The organism is Planococcus dechangensis, from assembly GCF_042654465.1.
Taxonomy (GTDB): Bacteria; Bacillota; Bacilli; order Bacillales_A; family Planococcaceae; genus Planococcus; species Planococcus dechangensis.
Window position 1 is genome coordinate 128,077 of sequence record NZ_JBHSGL010000002.1, and the last position, 17,825, is coordinate 145,901.

At 47.2% G+C, this 17,825-nt stretch carries 15 protein-coding genes; 5 read left to right on the forward strand and 10 right to left on the reverse strand.

The annotated features are described in order from the left end of the window. Positions 1 to 139: 139 nt before the first annotated feature. From ACFO5U_RS01150 to ACFO5U_RS01160, 3 genes are all read right to left on the reverse strand, one after another. Positions 140 to 1,123: a ring-cleaving dioxygenase gene (locus ACFO5U_RS01150; protein WP_377275930.1), complete on the reverse strand. Its 984-nt coding sequence runs from the start codon at positions 1,121 to 1,123 to the stop codon at positions 140 to 142. Further along, entirely contained in the window at positions 1,120 to 1,599 is a 480-nt protein-coding gene (locus tag ACFO5U_RS01155) for a MarR family winged helix-turn-helix transcriptional regulator (protein WP_377275931.1), read from the reverse strand. Before ACFO5U_RS01155 ends, ACFO5U_RS01150 begins: the two co-directional genes overlap by 4 nt. A 147-nt stretch (positions 1,600 to 1,746) precedes the next feature. Beyond that, the gene (locus ACFO5U_RS01160; protein ID WP_377275933.1) at positions 1,747 to 2,145 is read right to left on the reverse strand and encodes a PaaI family thioesterase; all 399 of its coding nucleotides are present in this window, start codon (positions 2,143 to 2,145) and stop codon (positions 1,747 to 1,749) included. A 123-nt stretch (positions 2,146 to 2,268) separates the two neighbouring features. On the opposite strand from ACFO5U_RS01160, the gene ACFO5U_RS01165 reads away from it, so the two are divergent. Further along, complete coding sequence (locus ACFO5U_RS01165; RefSeq protein ID WP_377275935.1) at positions 2,269 to 3,012, forward strand: alpha/beta hydrolase; 744 nt, start codon at positions 2,269 to 2,271, stop codon at positions 3,010 to 3,012. A 75-nt stretch (positions 3,013 to 3,087) separates the two neighbouring features. Here the strand turns inward: ACFO5U_RS01165 and ACFO5U_RS01170 are convergent, their stop codons facing one another. The 5 genes from ACFO5U_RS01170 to ACFO5U_RS01190 all read right to left on the reverse strand — a co-directional run bounded on the left by ACFO5U_RS01170 (position 3,088) and on the right by ACFO5U_RS01190 (position 10,867). Continuing rightward, entirely contained in the window at positions 3,088 to 3,720 is a 633-nt protein-coding gene (locus tag ACFO5U_RS01170) for an O-methyltransferase (protein WP_377275937.1), read from the reverse strand. Between the two features lie 57 nt (positions 3,721 to 3,777). Next, positions 3,778 to 4,734: a siderophore ABC transporter substrate-binding protein gene (locus tag ACFO5U_RS01175; RefSeq protein ID WP_377275939.1), complete on the reverse strand. Its 957-nt coding sequence runs from the start codon at positions 4,732 to 4,734 to the stop codon at positions 3,778 to 3,780. A gap of 707 nt (positions 4,735 to 5,441) precedes the next feature. Next, a complete protein-coding gene (locus ACFO5U_RS01180; RefSeq protein WP_377275941.1) occupies positions 5,442 to 8,606 on the reverse strand; it encodes a hypothetical protein in 3,165 nt (1,054 codons plus the stop codon). 204 nt (positions 8,607 to 8,810) lie between these two features. Further along, positions 8,811 to 10,433, reverse strand: coding sequence for a Na/Pi cotransporter family protein (locus tag ACFO5U_RS01185; protein ID WP_377275943.1), 1,623 nt, complete (start codon positions 10,431 to 10,433; stop codon positions 8,811 to 8,813). An 80-nt stretch (positions 10,434 to 10,513) separates the two neighbouring features. Beyond that, a complete protein-coding gene (locus tag ACFO5U_RS01190; RefSeq protein WP_377275945.1) occupies positions 10,514 to 10,867 on the reverse strand; it encodes an ArsR/SmtB family transcription factor in 354 nt (117 codons plus the stop codon). Between the two features lie 225 nt (positions 10,868 to 11,092). Here ACFO5U_RS01190 and ACFO5U_RS01195 point away from each other — a divergent pair, with 225 nt between their 5' ends. The 3 genes from ACFO5U_RS01195 to ftsW are packed head-to-tail and all read left to right on the forward strand — an operon-like array spanning position 11,093 to position 14,055. After that, on the forward strand, positions 11,093 to 11,704 hold the full coding sequence (locus ACFO5U_RS01195; RefSeq protein ID WP_377275947.1) for a DUF1232 domain-containing protein: 612 nt from the start codon (positions 11,093 to 11,095) through the stop codon (positions 11,702 to 11,704). 34 nt (positions 11,705 to 11,738) lie between these two features. Continuing rightward, a complete protein-coding gene (gene rodA, locus ACFO5U_RS01200; RefSeq protein ID WP_377275949.1) occupies positions 11,739 to 12,923 on the forward strand; it encodes a rod shape-determining protein RodA in 1,185 nt (394 codons plus the stop codon). 1 nt (position 12,924) lies between these two features. Next, positions 12,925 to 14,055, forward strand: a complete 1,131-nt coding sequence (ftsW, locus tag ACFO5U_RS01205; RefSeq protein WP_377275951.1) for a putative lipid II flippase FtsW — start codon at positions 12,925 to 12,927, stop codon at positions 14,053 to 14,055. 273 nt (positions 14,056 to 14,328) lie between these two features. Here ftsW and ACFO5U_RS01210 read toward each other — a convergent pair whose 3' ends face one another. Continuing rightward, on the reverse strand, positions 14,329 to 15,789 hold the full coding sequence (locus tag ACFO5U_RS01210; protein ID WP_377275953.1) for a SulP family inorganic anion transporter: 1,461 nt from the start codon (positions 15,787 to 15,789) through the stop codon (positions 14,329 to 14,331). A 168-nt stretch (positions 15,790 to 15,957) separates the two neighbouring features. Here ACFO5U_RS01210 and ACFO5U_RS01215 point away from each other — a divergent pair, with 168 nt between their 5' ends. Further along, the gene (locus tag ACFO5U_RS01215) at positions 15,958 to 16,500 is read left to right on the forward strand and encodes a recombinase family protein (protein ID WP_377275954.1); all 543 of its coding nucleotides are present in this window, start codon (positions 15,958 to 15,960) and stop codon (positions 16,498 to 16,500) included. A gap of 31 nt (positions 16,501 to 16,531) precedes the next feature. Here the strand turns inward: ACFO5U_RS01215 and ACFO5U_RS01220 are convergent, their stop codons facing one another. Further along, positions 16,532 to 17,797: an MFS transporter gene (locus tag ACFO5U_RS01220; RefSeq protein WP_377275956.1), complete on the reverse strand. Its 1,266-nt coding sequence runs from the start codon at positions 17,795 to 17,797 to the stop codon at positions 16,532 to 16,534. Positions 17,798 to 17,825 lie beyond the last annotated feature (28 nt).

The window sequence follows — 17,825 nt, forward strand, 5'->3', positions numbered from 1 at the left end:
CTCCCCAATCGATTAGCTATATATACATACGCAGAACATGGGCTATAGTTCCCAAAATAGATCCATAATGTGAAATTTCTTACTATCTTCCGCATTGACAATAAAAATACGCGGCTCACTTGGGAGCCGCGCACACTGTTTATAAATATTCTTTTTCGATAGTTCGCGTGCTGCGCATTGTATCGATCGGCCGCACCATGCTTTCGATCTGCTCTCGCTTCGGCTCCAAAAACGGCGGCAAGGATAATTTTTCGCCAAGTGTTTCATACGGCTCATCCCCTAAAAATCCGGGCCCATCTGTGGCCCATTCAAATAACAATCCAGGAGCGACGCGCGCATATAAGGACTCGAAAAAGAAACGGTCGACATATCCGGAAGTTGAAAATCCGGTTTGTTCCATATGGCTGATCCATTCATTCAAAGCTTCTCGGTCAGCGACGCGGAATGCCGCGTGGTGAACCGTGCCGAACCCTTGTACACCAGATGGCAAAGCTGTATTGTGCTCCACGATGACTTGCGCGCCGTTTCCGCCTTCACCCATTTCGAATAGGTGAGTATCGCCCTCACTCGCGACTTCACGCATATGCATCGCCTGTTCTAGCACCTGTTTCAAATAATCGAACTGGCCGATGCGGATATGGATCGGCCCAAGACCTGTAATGGCGAACTCGAGCGGAACCGGTCCATCTTGCCACGGCGTCCCTGCTGCGACTCCTTTATTGTTTTCATCCGAAACAAGCATGTACTGCTGTTCGTCAAAATCCGAGAACGACAATGTCTTGACCCCGAACTGCTCGCGAATGGCATTATGCTGGACTTCGTATTTATCGAAACGCTTTTCCCAGTAGCTGAGCGCTTCGTCTGATGGCACTCGAAAAGCTGTTTTATAGATTTCATTCGTGCCGTGAGTTCCTTTTGGAATTCCTGGAAAATCGAAAAACGTCATATCCGTTCCGGCTGTTCCTTTATCATCGGCGAAAAACAGGTGATAGGTTTGGATATCATCCTGGTTCACCGTCTTTTTCACCAAACGCATACCCAAAACATACGTGAAAAATTCATAATTCTTTTCGGCGCTGCTAGTGATCGCCGTTACATGGTGGATTCCTTTCAACTCATTCATGCATAACGCTCCTTTTCTTCATTTTTCCTGCTTTCCGCACCGTCGCTTTCTTGTGCTTCGTAGCCTACTTTTTTCAGTTTCTGGATCAATTCTGCCACTTCATCTTCAGCAAGACTGGCAAACACTTTATTCATTTGCAGCTCATGCTCGGGAAAAATCCGGTCCATCAAGCTATGACCTTCTTTTGTTAAAAGCGCATATGTAACACGGCGGTCTTCTTTGCACGCTTCGCGCTCGACATAGCCTTTATGTTCAAGTTTATCGACCACATAGGTGATGCTGCTGCTTGCAATGAGTACTTTCTTACCGATAGCTTGGATTGGCTGGCGCCCTTGATGATACAGCAACTCGAGCACCGAAAATTCGGTGGCATTCAAACCGTAGCCAGCAACGTCGCGCTTGATGGCGTCGTGCACCGCATCGGCTGCCCGGATCAATACAGTGACAGCTTTTAAATTTTGATTTTGGAATATCATATCGTTCACCCCTTTACTTCGAATTAAAATATCTTTAATTAAAAGTAATTATATCAATCCTATATCCCCGGGTCAAGAATTCGAATTCCATATACATCCAAACAAAAATGCCTCTTCCCGCAATTTGCAGAAAAAAGCATCTTTTACTCATAATTTGAACGTGCCGGTGCTGTATGCCAGCAGTTCGTTTTCGTCGCTAAGCACACGCCCAGTCAGGATGACAGTGCTATTCGTCTGATGCAGCACTTGCGCGTGGAAGGTGGCGTTTCCTTCTGCCAGGCTCTTAACAAAACGAACTTCCATTTGGATGGTCGATACCGCATCACTTCCTAACGAACGTGAAGCCAGTCCCATGGCAATGTCCAGCCCCGACATGATGGCACCCCCATGCAGCATGTTTTGCATATTGTCGTTATCCGGTTTTCTCTTCAGACGCATGATGGCTTCTCCATACTCGACTTTATCGATTTCAAACCCAAGCAGCTGAAAATATTGGCCGCTTTCAAACTGCTCGATCAGTTGTGTGAACTCTTGAACTTGCTGCATGTGATTCCCTCCAGTTGTTTGCTTTCCACTATTATATCATTCTCTTTTTCAACCAAGTGCATTGGCAGGGTTTTCCTTATCGATAGCGAAATACTACAGAACTACCTTAAAGGAGGTTTTTTGATGATGTCCAATTTCGATGTACTGCCAGGCGCTGAACCATTTATCCAAGAGGGCGGAAAGGTCGGCGTTCTGGTCTCCCATGGGTTTACCGGCACGACACAAAGCATGCGGCCCTTGGCAGAAGCTTTTGCGAAAGAAGGCTATAGCGTCTATGCTCCGCGCCTGAAGGGACATGGCACGCATTACGAAGATATGGAACAGACCCGTTATCAAGACTGGATCGCTTCTGTCGAAGAAGCATATGCCTGGCTAAGTGAGCGCTGCGACAAGATTTTCATGGCCGGCTTGTCGATGGGCGGAACACTTGCGCTTTATATGGCTGCGAACCATCCTGAAATCCGTGCGATTTCCTTGATCAATGCCGCAGTCGAAGTCCCGGCAATGGAAGGCGTGAAAGACTTGCAGGACGTGCGCTTTTTGGATGCCATCGGTTCCGATATTAAAAAACCCGGCATCGTCGAACTGGCTTATGAGAAAACTCCGGTCGCTTCAGTGAAGGAAATTTTGAACTTTATGGAATTAACCCATAAAAGTTTAAATGCCATTCATTGCCCTGCGCTCATTTTGTTCTCGCCTGAAGATCATGTCGTCCCGCCCAATAATTCACAAATTATTTTTGATCACATTTCGTCCGACGAAAAAAACATTATCGAATTGCCAGACAGCTACCACGTAGCGACACTTGACCATGATCAGCAACGGATCATCGACGAAACACTGGCATTTTTCCATAAATTCGAATGAGCTATATAGTTGTATAAAACTGTACAAGAACTGCAAAAGGACGAACTGCACATTGGCGGTTCGTCCTTTTGTTCTTTATTTCACTGTTGCCACAAGGAGCCCATCGCCGATCGGCAATAAAATCGATTCCATTTGCGGATGGTTTGCTGCTGCTTGATTGAACTTCTTCATGGTTTCCGTATGCTGGTTGCCACTACCCTGATCCGCGACAGTGCCCCGAGCCAGTACATTGTCCGCCACAATGAGCGCACCACTTTGAGCCAATTCCAGGCAGGCGTTTAAATAGTTTTCATAGTTTTCTTTATCGGCGTCAATGAAAAAGAAGTCGAACGTCCGGCCGTCTTGTTTCAGCCTTTCGAGACTTTCCAGTGCAGGGCCTGTCATATAATCCACCCTTTCGCCAAATCCAGCTTGTGTAAGGTGTGCTTTGGCCAGTTCAGCATAATCCTGCTCCAACTCCAAGGACGTCAAATGACCGTTCTTACCAAATCCCCGCGCTAAACAAATGCCGCTATAGCCGCCAAGAGCACCAATTTCCAATACCTCCTCCGCTTCAGATATCGCAACCAGCATGGTCAGCAACTTCCCCGAAGACGGAGACACAGAAATTGGCTGCATCCCTTTTTCGTCAATCGTTTTGAGTACATCCATCAGCAATTCGTCCTGTCCTGCAAATAAGCTGTCGATATACGCATTGATTTCCTTCATTCCGATTTCCCTCCTACGTTTAATGAAAAACCTCCGGCGATGCCGGAAGTTGATCGATTAAAGTGCAGATTCGATGGCCGTCACCATTTCGCTGACAGATTGCAATCCACCGCCTGATAGGTACCAATAGTCTGGATCCAAATAGATGATTTTTTCGTTTTTGTAAGCATTGGTTTTTTGCACCAATTCATTTTCTAATGTATCGCTCGCGCTTGCATCATTTCCGACAGCTGCGTTGCGGTCCACCACAAACATCATATCCGGGTTTGTGTCGAGGATGTATTCATACGAAATGCTTTGTCCATGAGTCGACAATTCAATGCCTTCATCAGCTTGTTTTACGCCGAACACATCATGAATGATGCCGAAGCGTGAAGCTGCTCCGTATGCACTTACTTTTCCTTCATTCGCCAAGACGATCAAGCCTTTGCCTTCAGTCGTTTTAGTTTTCGCTTGGACGCCTTCGATTTGTTCGTTGATGGCTGCGAGCGCTTCTTCCACTTGCGCTTCTTCGCCGAAGATTTCTCCGACCGTTGTCATGTTAGTAGTGAATGAATTCATGTAGTCGCTTGTGTCTACACCCAAATGTATAGTCGGTGCGATATCGTTGAATTCGTTATACATTTCTGCCTGGCGTCCGGAAATGATGATCAAGTCAGGGTCCATCGCATGAATGGTTTCAAAGTCTGCTTCTTTTAATGTGCCGACATTCTCGTACTTGTCAGCGTCTTCGAATTTTTCCAAGTAAGACGGAACGTTTCCTTGAGGTACGCCAACAATTGATTCGACGCCCAATTTATCCAGTGTATCCAAAATACCGAAGTCAAAGACAACTACCTTCTGAGGGTTTTTCGGGACTTCTGTTTCACCAAGTTCATGTGTTACCGTCATCGTTTCTGCTTCTGTTGTTTGCGCTTCTGCCGTTTGGCTATCTGTTGATTCTTCAGCTGAGCCACACGCCGCCAATACCGCCAATATTATGAGAAGTACGCTTGCGAATATCCATTTCTTCATTTTTTCCGTCTCCTTTTCTGGTAAAGAAATTATTTGAATGTGCTTATGTAGTAGCTATATGTGTTTTCCGCGCCTGCCTTACCCAATTCCAATAAATCGCTCCTCTCGAAAACCTTAATGATACTGATAATCATTATCACTTGCCTGCATTTATTAGTATAGCAGAATAAAATTCGCTTTCAAGCTCTAATTGAGAATTATTTTCAATTGTTTTTCGGTGCTCGTGTGTTGTTTTATTTTCCATAATGGGAATCGCTTTCCTAGTGGAGAATCAGAAAGCAGTGAGTAGAATTTTTTTGCGGACATTTGCAGCTGTTTGTCCATGGCATCGCCACCGGGTTCGCCGCCTTGCTTGGTTATGGCCTTACGCAATAAGCCGAGAAAACCACTTGTCTTCTTGCTTCGGCTCACCCGTATACGCTAGGCAGCTGTTGGATTTCATTGTTTGGTGTGATGAACATTTTTTAATGCTTCTGTTGGTTTCGTCCGCTGGAGGGGAAATCGCTTCCCTAGTGGAGATTGCGGTATATAGGCATCCGATTTAATTAGCGAGTTCAGAGAGTTATTTTCTAATCTCTTACTACGAGGAACGCAGCATACAAAAATTGGCTGGCATGTGCCCGGTGTAATACCGGACGCATACCAGCCAATCAGCTGCATAAACCAACATTCTAACTTTAAGGGATCATTCCCTTATAGATCTTTTTCTATTCAACTTTTCCGAATGTTTCCTGCAAAATATAATACGATTCTTTGAGTCGTTCTTCTGATAGCGGCATTCCCCATGGTTCCCATGAATACATTTTGCTGTCAGACAAGCCAAGGGACTCCAATTCTTGCCCTTCACCTAGCACCGCCGCTGCCTTGATGCCATCGACCGTTACGCTTGCTTCGATGCCGTCTTTTTGCAAATCACCGGTGAACTCTTTTTTCGCCGGGTCTTTGGAATTCAACAGCATCCACGGTATGCGGATTTCCAGTATGCCGGTGTCCTCTGAATAATAATAGTCATTCAATGAATCGTATTCAGCATGCTCCGGATTGGCCATCCCAAAGCGCATCTCCCCTGTTTCGTAATACTCAAACGGATATACTTCCCCCGTATCCGGCCGCGTGAATTCTTTGTTCAGCGCCAAGCGCATCGGATGGAAGGTGTCTTCAATATCCTTTTCTTCCGGAATCATCTTCAACCGTTCATGATAATCATAATAGAAAGTATCGTAATCACCCGCAACCCGCAATGCGGCTTGTTCCCCGTCAATCGACAACTCGAAATCGGCCAGGAACTCATCCTCAATTTCAATGCCAGCGTCGTTGCGGATACTAAAGTAGAGGCGCAACTCGTCTTGCCCCCACCATTCTTTTGTTGGGTCGAAATCGGCTTTTACGTACACATAGCGTTCATCTGAATCCATCGACAATGTACGCAAGGCACCATCTGTTTTTTCATAAAGGATGGATTCTTCTTGCCAATCGTCTTCGCCATCGACTTTTACTTTGTGGCGATCAAAGCTCAGCAAACCGAATTGCTGTTCATTGGTCTGGGCATTGGACCAGAACGGGCGCTCATCGGGGTTGTCGTAATCCATCGTGTTCCATGTTCTCTTGAACCACTCGTCTTGCCACGTGAAGACCAAACCGCCAAGCAACTCTTCTTCGAGGATATCTTCATACAAATGGCTGACGATTTCTCCCTGTTCACTTTCAGAAATAAAGCCTTGATTCCAGCCGAACGGATTTTTGTGGGTCATGCCGCGCGAACCTGGAATACCGAACTCCGCAATGAGCAACGGCATGTCATGCGACTCATTCAAATCCCTTAAATAGCCGGCGTAATTATTCGGTTTGCCCCGGTGATCGATAAACTCCGTGTAGTTTTCCTCCAAGTTGAGAAAATCCGGATAATACGGATAGACGTGATACGAAGCAAACATGCCGACTTCTTCAAATTCGCCTTTGGTATGGATATGATTCGGGTCGACCGTCGCCATATCTTCCTGGTTACTCGGCTCCGCGGGTTGGTCGAGGTTATCGGTCGTTACCCAATTTGTAAAACTCAAAGGACGCATGCTTTCATACGCATCGACTTCGTATTCTGCCAAGACGTCGAATTGCTCCGCAAGCCAGTGCTCCATCGGATTGGCATCTTCCGTTTCGATAAAACGGCCGCTATAGTCACCGAGATCCGGATATTTTTTGTCCATCTCGGCAACGGTAAGTGGATACCACTCGATGCCAATCATCCAGCCAATGACATAATCGGAAATATCCGCTTTGTAATTGCCGAACGCGTGCCCAGGCTCTTGCTCGACTTGCGCATCGCCATGGACAGCATCGACCACTGTTTTCATTTCCTGTTGGAAGCGCTCCGTAATTTCCGGGGTGAACGCGTCCAAAGTTTCTTCGAGAGGCCCTTCATCGATCCACACGCCATGAAACAAATAAAGCGGTGTGTCCGCGTTTTTATTGTACTGGGCAAATGCTTCATAAAAAGCTGGCGGATGAAGCGTATAGACACGGATTGCATTGGCGTTCATCTCGCCGATTGCTTCAAACCAGCGGTCATATTCTTCGCGTGTGATCGCCGCTTCACCTGGGAATGTACCCGGTTTTGCCATGCCCATATTGACACCTTTGATGGTGAATTCTCTCCATTCGCCGTCCTCGAATACTTCGTATTGCTCACCGGCTATGCGCGCAGGGTAAGTAAGGCCCTCCTTTTCGGCGGCAGTGGACGCCTGCTCAACCGGCGCTAATTCTTTTTCTTCCGTACCGGCGAGTATGGACTGCATCATCGGCACGTAAGTTTTCCAGTAAAAATGGTCGGTGCCTGAAAAAGCATCCAATGACAATAGCGACCGCAATTTCGCCAGCCCGCTGTATTGATAAACTGCCGGCACATCTTCTACGTCGACAAAATCACCAGCAAAATAATACACTTGCGCATCGTTGACGGTTCTATGGACAACTGCTGGAAAACTGGACGGAATGCCATACTCAGATAACAAAGCCTGCCCTTTGTCCGCAAGCTGCCACTCGTATTCAGCCAGCACATCGGCTTGCTGGACTTCGTTAATATCAAACCAATAGTCGAATGAAGGACTGTTTCCTAAATCGAAGGCTGATTTCCCACCATCCGTAAAGTTGACATGAAGTCCGCCTTCTTCAATATCGCCCTGTTGTTCAGACAGTACGACAATTTTTCCGCTTGCGTCTTCCACAAGGACAAATCCACCTTTTTCAAATTGCCAGTCTTGGCCGTCCCCTTCGTAGTTTTCGACGATCCATTCCGGCACCGCTGTTCCTTTTTCCAGATCTGCAAAATAACGGCCAGTCCAACCGCTCCACTCGACTCCCAAGAAAGCTTCCATATCGGCGCTTACTGCTTGTTCTGTAGGAGAAGCGAATGTATTGAACTCGACGACCAAATCAGTGCCGCTGTCCATCACTTGTTGCTTGATTGTCTGCCACTCGGCCATCTGCAAGCCACCGTATATCAGCTCGGAGCGTTCGGAATCAGCTGGTTGCCACGGCAAGTCTTCTTTGTAGACGCCGTACGTATCGGCCAAATAAATTAAGTCATAGCTTTCCCCGAGTTCCGTGATTTCCTTTATTTCGTAGCTTTCTTCGGCTTCATTTGGCATAAAACCGTAATAGCCCGAATCCTTCTCATAATTCGTTTGACTGCCCGTTACATAGCGGTTATGGTTCAATATCCATGTTAGACCTTTATGTTCGCGGTAACTTTCAGACGGCACGGTCTTATCGATGATGGCGACTTCCAACGGTTTTTGCTGTTGTGTCAACCACACAATGAACGGTAACGATAACAGCACAACAGCAGTAACGACGCCAGTGATTAATTTTTTCATGGGAGCTCCACCTTTATATCCGGAGATTTAATTTACCGCTATTATATAATAGAAAATACTTAATACTATAGAAATTTTTTCCTTTAATCCAAATTTGTCCATAACTTTTCAATAATATCGTCACAAAAAACTGCCGGCACTCATTCGAACGAGTACCGGCAGTTTTCTTTTATTGGTCGGGCCATCTCATGTGGCCACTCTTTATTAATCGACTTCGAGTACTGTTTCAGCGATATTGACGGCGTGATCGCCGACACGCTCAAGGTTGCTGACCATGTCAGTAAAGACAATTCCAGCCGTACCTGTACATTCGCGGTTATTGACGCGCAAAATATGCTTTTTGCGCAAGACGCGTTCCATGCGGTCGATATCGTCTTCCTTTTTCGCTACTTCTTTGGCCTCTTCGATATTATCCGTATCAAGGGCGTGAATCGCTTGGCGCAATGTCGACAGTGTCAGCGTGAACATCTCTTCTATATCGGAAATCGCATCTTCCGAGAACACTACTTTGTTTTCACGCTGGTAATCGACCAGCTCCATAATGTTTTCCATATGGTCTCCGACACGTTCCAAGTCACGTACCGTGTTTAGCAGCACGCTATGCGTCTTGGAATCATTCGGTGTCAGAGAATGAGTCGAGATTTTGGTCATGTATTCTGAAATGCTTTCATCCAAACTATTGATGGCACTTTCGTATTGGATAACCATATCGCGATGTTTGTCTTTTTTTGTGTTGAAGTACATGATGACTTCTTCCAAACCTTCACCGGCAAGATCCGCCATGCGCAGCACTTCTTTTTTCGCTTGGCCGATGGCAATCGAAGGCGATTGTTCGATAAAGCGGTTGTCCAAGTGTTCCGGTGTGTGGGCGATGGCTTTGTCATCGCCAGGGATGGCCTTGATGACGATCCATGCAAGCACTGCAACGAATGGCAGTTGAAGAGCCGCGTTGGAGATATTGAATATGCCGTGGGCAAAAGCGATCGTCATTTCCGGATTCAAATTGAGTGTGGCTTGAATCCATTCAACGAGCGCTGTAAACGGCACGAGCAAAAGCAATACCACAACAGCCCCGACGACATTGAAAATGACGTGGACCAGGGCAGCCCGTTTTGCCGTTACCGATGCACCGATCGCTGCGAGTACAGCGGTGATGGTCGTGCCGATATTATCCCCGAACAACACCGGCAAAGCCGCATCTAAAGTCATCGATCCTTGTGCAAACAAAGTTTGCAGCAAACCGATTGCTGCAGATGAGCTTTGGACCGCTACAGTGAAGACCGTTCCGATCAACACGCCGAGCAGTGGGTTATTACTCATGCTGATCGTCAGTTCCTGGAACAACGGTGCATCGCGCAATGGATACAGCCCGTCGCCCATCAAGTTCAAACCAAGGAATAACGCACCGAAGCCGAAAATTGCACGGCCATAGTTTTTGACTCTTTCATTATGGAAGAAAAACAACAATACAGTTCCCAAGAAAATAATCGGAAACGCGTATTCCGAAATTTTGATTCCGATGATGAATGCAGTCGCCGTCGTCCCGATGTTCGCACCGATGATGACACCGATCGCTTGGCGCAGCGTCATGAATCCAGCATTGACCAGACCGATTGTCAACACCGTCGTCCCGGTACTTGTCTGGAGCAGGATCGTGACGAAGATACCCGCGAGCATCCCTTTGATCGGGTTTGTGGTAAAGCGGTCCAATAGATTGCGGAGCCCGTCGCCTGCAATTTTTTGAAGGTTATCTCCCAAGGTCTTAATACCGAACAGGAAAATCCCAAGTCCACCTATGAATAAAAACACTAACTGCTGAACATCCATTCCATTTCCTCCTGAATCATATCGACTTATGTATTAATGAACTGAACTTGCACTGTCTTGTCGGTCTATTCGTCCATTATTCACTTTCCGCAGTGTATGCGTTTGCCCTTCTTTTCCAACTCGGCTGCTATCCCCTGTTGGTCCGGCAAAAATTTCAATAGCGCCATCATCAATTCCGCGCATTCCCCGCTTTGGTTCAATGAATAAAATATCCATTGGCCTTTCCGGCTTTCTGTCACCATGCCTGCATCTTTCAGCTTGCGGATATGTTGGCTGATGGCAGGTTGGCTAATGCCGAAGATCTCCACAAATTCACACACGCAAAAATCATCTGTTTCTAAAAGTTTGACCATTTTCAAACGTGTTTTGTCGCCTAATAGTTTCAATAAAAGGCTCGCTTTTTCGATATCCATCGATTGTATTTCTACAGCCATCTAGTCATCACCCCGACTGGTTTTTTCATCATTTTAAGCACAGCACGATAAACATATCACCATGCGCTTATATGTTCAAGAGGCGTCTCACATTTATTCGCGGTTTGTGGCGAATTTGTTCACGAAATGTAAACATTAGCGGCTTCTTCTTCGCAAGTCGTTGACACTTTGTCAACGATTTTAGTAAAGTAAAAATAAAATTGATTCGCTGCGGAGGCTTTAATTATGAACAATTCTCTTCCTGCCATTGGCAGTTTCATCAACGATCTTCTCACCGAACGGTCTTGGTCGATGGGGCACCTCAGTGTTTTGACACAGATTGACAAAGCGAGCATTTCAAGAATCATCAACGGCAAACGCAAGCCGACACTCGACCATCTGCAGAAGTTTTCGCAAAGCTTCGGCGTGCCCCTTGCCTATTTCTTAGAAGCAGCAGGATATCCTGCTACTCCTGACCATCAAAACACTAACGATTCCGAGGTTTTCAGCGACGTCTTGCTAACAACTCCTCCGTCTCCGGAACAAGTGAGACGCAAGCTCTATTATTTTGAGCAGCACGCGAAAACCGATGACGGAAAAAAACAAGTTGCTGAATCATTCGAAGCGAAAGTGGAGAAACTCGAAAGCTCAGGCCCCCATATCGACCAATTGAAAAACTTCTATCACAAGTTTCGCAACCAAAGCGGCAGCCCGAAAGAACTCGCCTTGATCGGAGCGGCACTGCTTTATTTCATTGCGCCGATCGACGTTATTCCAGATTATATTTTCCCTCTTGGTTATGTCGATGACGTGATGGCCGTTCAACTTGTCTTGTCTTTATTGCAGTCCAAACTATAGAAGCAACTTCATGAAATTTCTTAAAGGGGGCAACATGAGAAGACTACGCCAACAAACTTACCCACTTGATTATTCTTTTCTATATATTCTGCTTGCGCTGTTTTTATTCAGCGTGCTCACTGTTTACAGCGGCTCGGGGCAATACGCTGCATCCGACCCGTTTTATTTCGCCAAACGACAAGTCATTTGGTACGCCATTGGCATCGGCCTGCTATTCGCCATTGCCAAAATGGACTATCGTTTGCTACAGAAGTTCGTTTGGCCGATATACATATCCGGCATCGTTTTGTTGATGCTCGTCCATTTCTTCGGTGTGTCCCGAAACGGTTCACAGCGCTGGCTTGACCTGCGCCTTTTTGAATTCCAGCCTTCCGAGTTTGTCAAAATCGGATTGATCCTCTTTTTGGCTCATGTGCTTGTCCGCCACGACAAAAGCAACAATTCTCGGCGCATCCAGCTGATGCTGACGCTGAAACTTGCGGCAGCGACCGCCCTCCCGTTTTATTTCATTTTGGCGCAGCCGGATTTAGGCTCGGCACTCGTTGTCGTAAGCGCGTTTTTCGCGGTGCTGATGATTTCAGGCGTTTCTTTAAAGCTGATTTCCGCCTTGTTGGCGCTTGCAACAGCTTTTATCGGTGTGTTGGTTTTGCTTCATCAATACTTTTTTAATGTGTTCAGCTTGTTCATCAAGCCGCATCAACTCGATCGCATCTACGGCTGGCTTGCGCCGGAGCAGCACGCTTCAAGCCTCGGCTATCAATTGATCGGCGCCAAGCAAGGCATCGGATCGGGGCAGATGTTCGGGTCGGGCTTTGCACAAGGAACTCAAGTGCAGAGCGGTCGCATTCCGGAAGCACATACCGATTTTATCTTTTCCGTTATCGGAGAAGAATTCGGTTTTGCTGGAAGCGCTGTGCTCATCCTGTTGTTTCTTCTGCTCATTTACCGCATCGTCCTGGTCGCCATACGTTCGGATGATTTGTTCGGTACATATGTTGCCGGCGGCATAGCGGTGCTCATCGCTTTCCAAGTATTCCAGAACATCGGCATGACGATCGGCTTGATGCCGGTCACCGGCCTTGCACTGCCGTTCATCAGCTACGGCGGCAGCGCGCTGTTGACGAACATGATGGCGCTCGGGCTCGTATTGAGCATCCAGCAGCGCAGCAACTCTGTCCTCGCTTCTGACACCGCATGGCACAGCGCAAGGAGGGCTTAATATGAAAAATCATTTAAGAAACATCGATTATCCGCTGCTTGGCGCCATTTTATTTCTTTGCGCATTCGGCCTTTTGATGGTGTATAGTGCCAGCTACCCGCTCGGCATGCTGCGTTACGGGGATGACAAATTCTTTTTTTCGCAACAATTGATTTCGTTCGGCCTCGGCTTGCTGCTGTTGTTGACGGCCATCATTTTTCCTTATCGTAAAATCGGCAAGCTGTCGCCGTTGCTCGTATTGGTGTCGCTGTTCCTTTTGGTGCTTGTGTTGGTGCCGGGAATTGGCGTGGAGCGCAATTATTCCCAGCGCTGGCTTCAGCTTGGACCGCTCATGTTCCAGCCGTCAGAAGCGGTCAAGCTCGCGATCGTCGTGTATTTCGCTCAAGTCTATGCCAGCAAACAGCACCGTCTGCACAATTTCAAAACCGAGGTGCTGCCCCCACTCATCATTTTAGGCCTGGTCTTTGTATTGATTCTCATCCAGCCAGACTTGGGTACAGCCACATCCCTTGCTTTGGCATGCGGCTGCATCCTGCTTTGTTCGAACGTTCGTTTGAAGCATTTGCTCGGGCTTGGCATTGTCGGATTAACCGGCGTCATTTATTTGGCCGTCAGTGAATCGTACCGGCTCAAACGCATCCTGTCTTTCCGCGATCCGTTCGAAGATGCGCTCGGGGATGGTTATCAATTGGTCAATTCGTATTACGCGATCGCCTCAGGCGGCATTACCGGCAATGGGCTCGGCAATAGTTTCCAGAAGTTCGGCTACTTGCCGGAAGCCCACACCGATTTCATCATGGCTGTCATTTTGGAAGAACTCGGGACGATCGGCTTTTTTGTTGTCGTCTTGTCCTACCTGTTCATTATGTATCGAGGCGTGCGCATCTCCATCAAAGGAAATGATCCCTTCTTGAAGCTGCTCGCAGTCGGACTGACGTTCATGATTATGATCCAGGCGATTTTCAATCTCGGCGCCATTACCGGATTATTGCCGATCACCGGCATCACTTTGCCTTTCATCAGCTATGGCGGCTCTTCGCTCATCCTGCTTATGGCCGCTGCCGGAATCTTGGTCAACCTTTCAGGCGTAGTGAAAACTTCAGCGAAAGAGCAGGAAACGCCTGTGTTATAACTCTCTCTCACTATATTGAAGAGAAAGTTCGTGTCTCCTGTTTCCGTATACGCTAAAACGAACAACGCTTAGGGTTGTGATATGACAAAAAGCTAATTTTGCTATCCGTGTACTTGGCCGTTTTTCAAGACTCGCACTCATCGTCGGTCTGCTATTGGAACTCCCTATGCTGGCTTTATTGACACAATTGTTGTTAGTTATCCGGACTAAGCAATAATCCATAAAAAAGCCAGCCCTTCATTAATCGAAGGGCTGGCTTTTTATTCATTCCTATTAATGGGTCGGCAATTTTGCGTTTGAGCTTTTAAAAATCGCCAATTGGTCGATGAGCTTCCGGCTTCCGGCATCGAGCCCGGTCACTTCCACTTCATTGGCATTTTCCCTGAATTTCAACACGACCCTGTCCACCGCACCGACGCCGGAATCATCCCAAATATGGGCGTCCGTAAAGTCGATGACGATTTTTTCTCCTTCAACATCAAAGTCAAATTTCTCAAGGAAGTCTTCCACCGACGCGAAGAATAATTGTCCTTCCACTCGGTATTGCGTCGCATCCAGCAAACGCTTTTCCACTTTGATTTTCGATATCTTCGAGACGAAGAAAATTGCACTGAGCAAGACGCCGGCAAGTACACCGATCGACAAATCGTGTGTGTAAACAACGATTGCAACAGTTGCGACCATGACGATCGAATCGGTTTTCGGCGCTTTCTTCAAATAATTGAAAGAAGACCAATCAAACGTGCCGATCGAGACCATGATCATGATGCCGACAAGCACCGGCATCGGGATCTGGACGACAACGTTGCCGAGCACGATAATCAAGAACATTAGGAAAGTCCCCGCGACGAGTGCCGACAGACGGCCACGGCCGCCTGATTTGACATTGATGATCGATTGCCCGATCATCGCACAGCCCGCCATGCCGCCGAAGAAACCGGTGACGAAGTTGGCAATGCCCTGGCCTCTTGCCTCTTTATTTTTGTCGCTTGTCGTATCGGTCATATCATCGACGATATTCGCCGTCAACATGGACTCAAGCAAACCGACAATCGCCAGCGCCAAAGAATACGGGAAGATGATCGCCAAAGTTTCCAAATTGAACGGAACGTCCGGCAATAGGAAAGTCGGCAAAGTTTGGCTGATGGTTCCAAGATCACCTACCGTACGCAATTCAAATCCTGAATAGATGGCCACCGCCGTCAAAAGAACGAGCGCAATCAATGGAGCCGGAATTGCTTTGAAAAAGCGCGGCAAGATGTAAACGATCGCTAAGGTAATGCCGACGAATACATAAGTCATCGTGTTGATGCCGAGAAAATGAGGCACTTGCGCCATGAAAATCAAGATTGCCAATGCGTTGACAAAGCCGATCATGACAGCGCGTGGAATGAATTTCATCACTTTTGCGACTTTGAAGACGCCGAACAAAATCTGGATGACACCCGTTAAAATCGTCGCCGCAAGCAAATACTCCAGCCCGTGGTCACGGACAAGTGGCACCATAAGCAGCGCCATGGCACCGGTCGCAGCCGAGATCATGCCGGGACGCCCACCGACAAATGCGATAATGACTGCAATGCTGAAGGAGGCATATAATCCGACCATTGGATCGACGCCTGCGATGATCGAGAAGGCGATGGCTTCTGGAATAAGCGCAATCGCGACTAGGATGCCTGATAATATATCTCCACGGATATTTCCGAACCATTGGGTTTTAAGACTTTGCTTCATGTTGTTGTACTCCTCTTTCAGCAATTTGAAAATTTCGGTATCCCCGAAACCTTTTTTCACAATGAAAACAGTTTAGCACCGAAGCTCCATTAATGGAACCTTTTTGGTCCTTTTATTCTAAAAAAATATGGTATAATAAAATTAATTTGCCAGCGAGGAGTTTTTCATGTGCACATCGGTTATGCAAGAGCGATTGAAGAAGACTTGGACTGCCAGAAGCAACATGCCTTATTTAAAGAGACAGGCTGTGAGGCTGTATATGTGGAATCCCACAATTCCCCGAAACAGCGGACCGAATTGAATAAGATGCTCGAAACCCTAGAACGAGGCGACCGTCTCGTTGTCTGGAAGTTGCATGTGCTTGCAGATTCCACAAGGCAATTGGTCGAGCTGATGGAACTGTTGGAAGAAAAAAAAGCTTCCTTCCAATCTGCACAAGAACAAATCGATACCGCGGAAGGAAACTTCTATTCTTTTCAGGAAATCTTAAAATTTCTGGCTGACTTCCAAAGTGATGCAATCAGTGCCAACACAAAAGCAGGGTTGTCGGAAGCCAAGCGAAAAGGCATGCATGCCGGACGGCCACGAAAGCCTGATGCCAATGTCAAGAAAGCAATTGAGATGTATAAAAGCAAAACGTATAGCTTAGCAGAGATCAAAGAGCAAACCGGCATCAGCAAATCTACATTGTATCGTTACCTTGAAAATTGATACCAAAAAAGAGCGCCTGAGCGCTCTTTTTTTATTGGCTAGCCTTCAACTCTTCTTTTACAGGAGGCTTTGCAAGAACTGATGCGATGATTGCTAAAGCCGGGATGATCAGCAGAAAACTCAATGCCTCGTCATAGCCGCCGAGAAAGTCATAAAACAACCCGAAAGGCAACGGCCCAAGCGCCGACCCGATGACCATGACCGCCATTGCGATGCCGCTGATGCTGCCGATGTATTGTCGCCCGTAGTAATTAGGCCAGACGATGCTTAATGTGACTCGCTCGATTCCTGAGACGATTCCCCAAACTATGCCGAACAGAATCGCTAAAGATAGCACGGACGCTTGCTGGAGCAGTAAAATGAAAATGATTTCTCCTGCAAACAATGCAACGAGCATCCAGCGCACTTCAATCTTATCCAACAAAAACCCGGCCAAGAATGTGACGGGAAATCCGATGACCGCCATCAAACTGAGCACGGTCGCGGCCGCTTCCGGTGTCAGTGATTGCTGCGAGAAAATGGACACGAGATGAAACGTGATGCCTGTATTCACCAAAGCAGGTGTCGCAACACAAAATAGCAGCAGCCAAAAAGCGCGGGTTTTTTGCGCTTCTTTTACGGTCCAACTAATGTCCGCCGACAAGCTCTTGTGCTCGGTTTCCCCCTCAGGTATCACTTCCCCATCAGGACGCTGCCCGATATCTTCCGGTTTGTTACGGATCAATACAAAAGCGAGCGGCGTGAAAACGACCAGTACGAACGTGCCGAGTAACACCCATGCGATGCGCCAACTGAACGTCTCGATCAACCAGACATTCAACAGTGGGAACACAGCCGATCCGATCATAGCGCCAAGAGCCGCCACACTCAATGCCCGGCCCCTTTTCGCAATGAACCACTGAGGGACTAGCGATTTGGGGATGAGCGACATGGATCCTTGACCAAGCAAGCGGATCAAAAAGAAACCGATGAAGAGCATGAATGTATTGACGATCAAGCCGTTGAACAAACAGGCAAGCCCCAGCAAGATGGAAATGATGACCGCCATCTTGCGTGCTCCCTGGCTATCGAACAGACGCCCGACCATAAAAATCAAAAAACCGGCGAGCAAGGTCGCAGCCGAGTAAATCCCCGACACCGTAGAGCGGCTCCATCCGAACTCCTCAATGTAATAATCGATAAAAATGGCATTTGAAAACGTTTGGCCAGGTCCCGAAAAGAAATACGATAACGCTGATATTCCGACGATGACCCATCCATAATAAAATGGCGTATGTATTGGTGCAGCTTTCTTCACTTTCTACCCCTACTCCCATATCTTCATA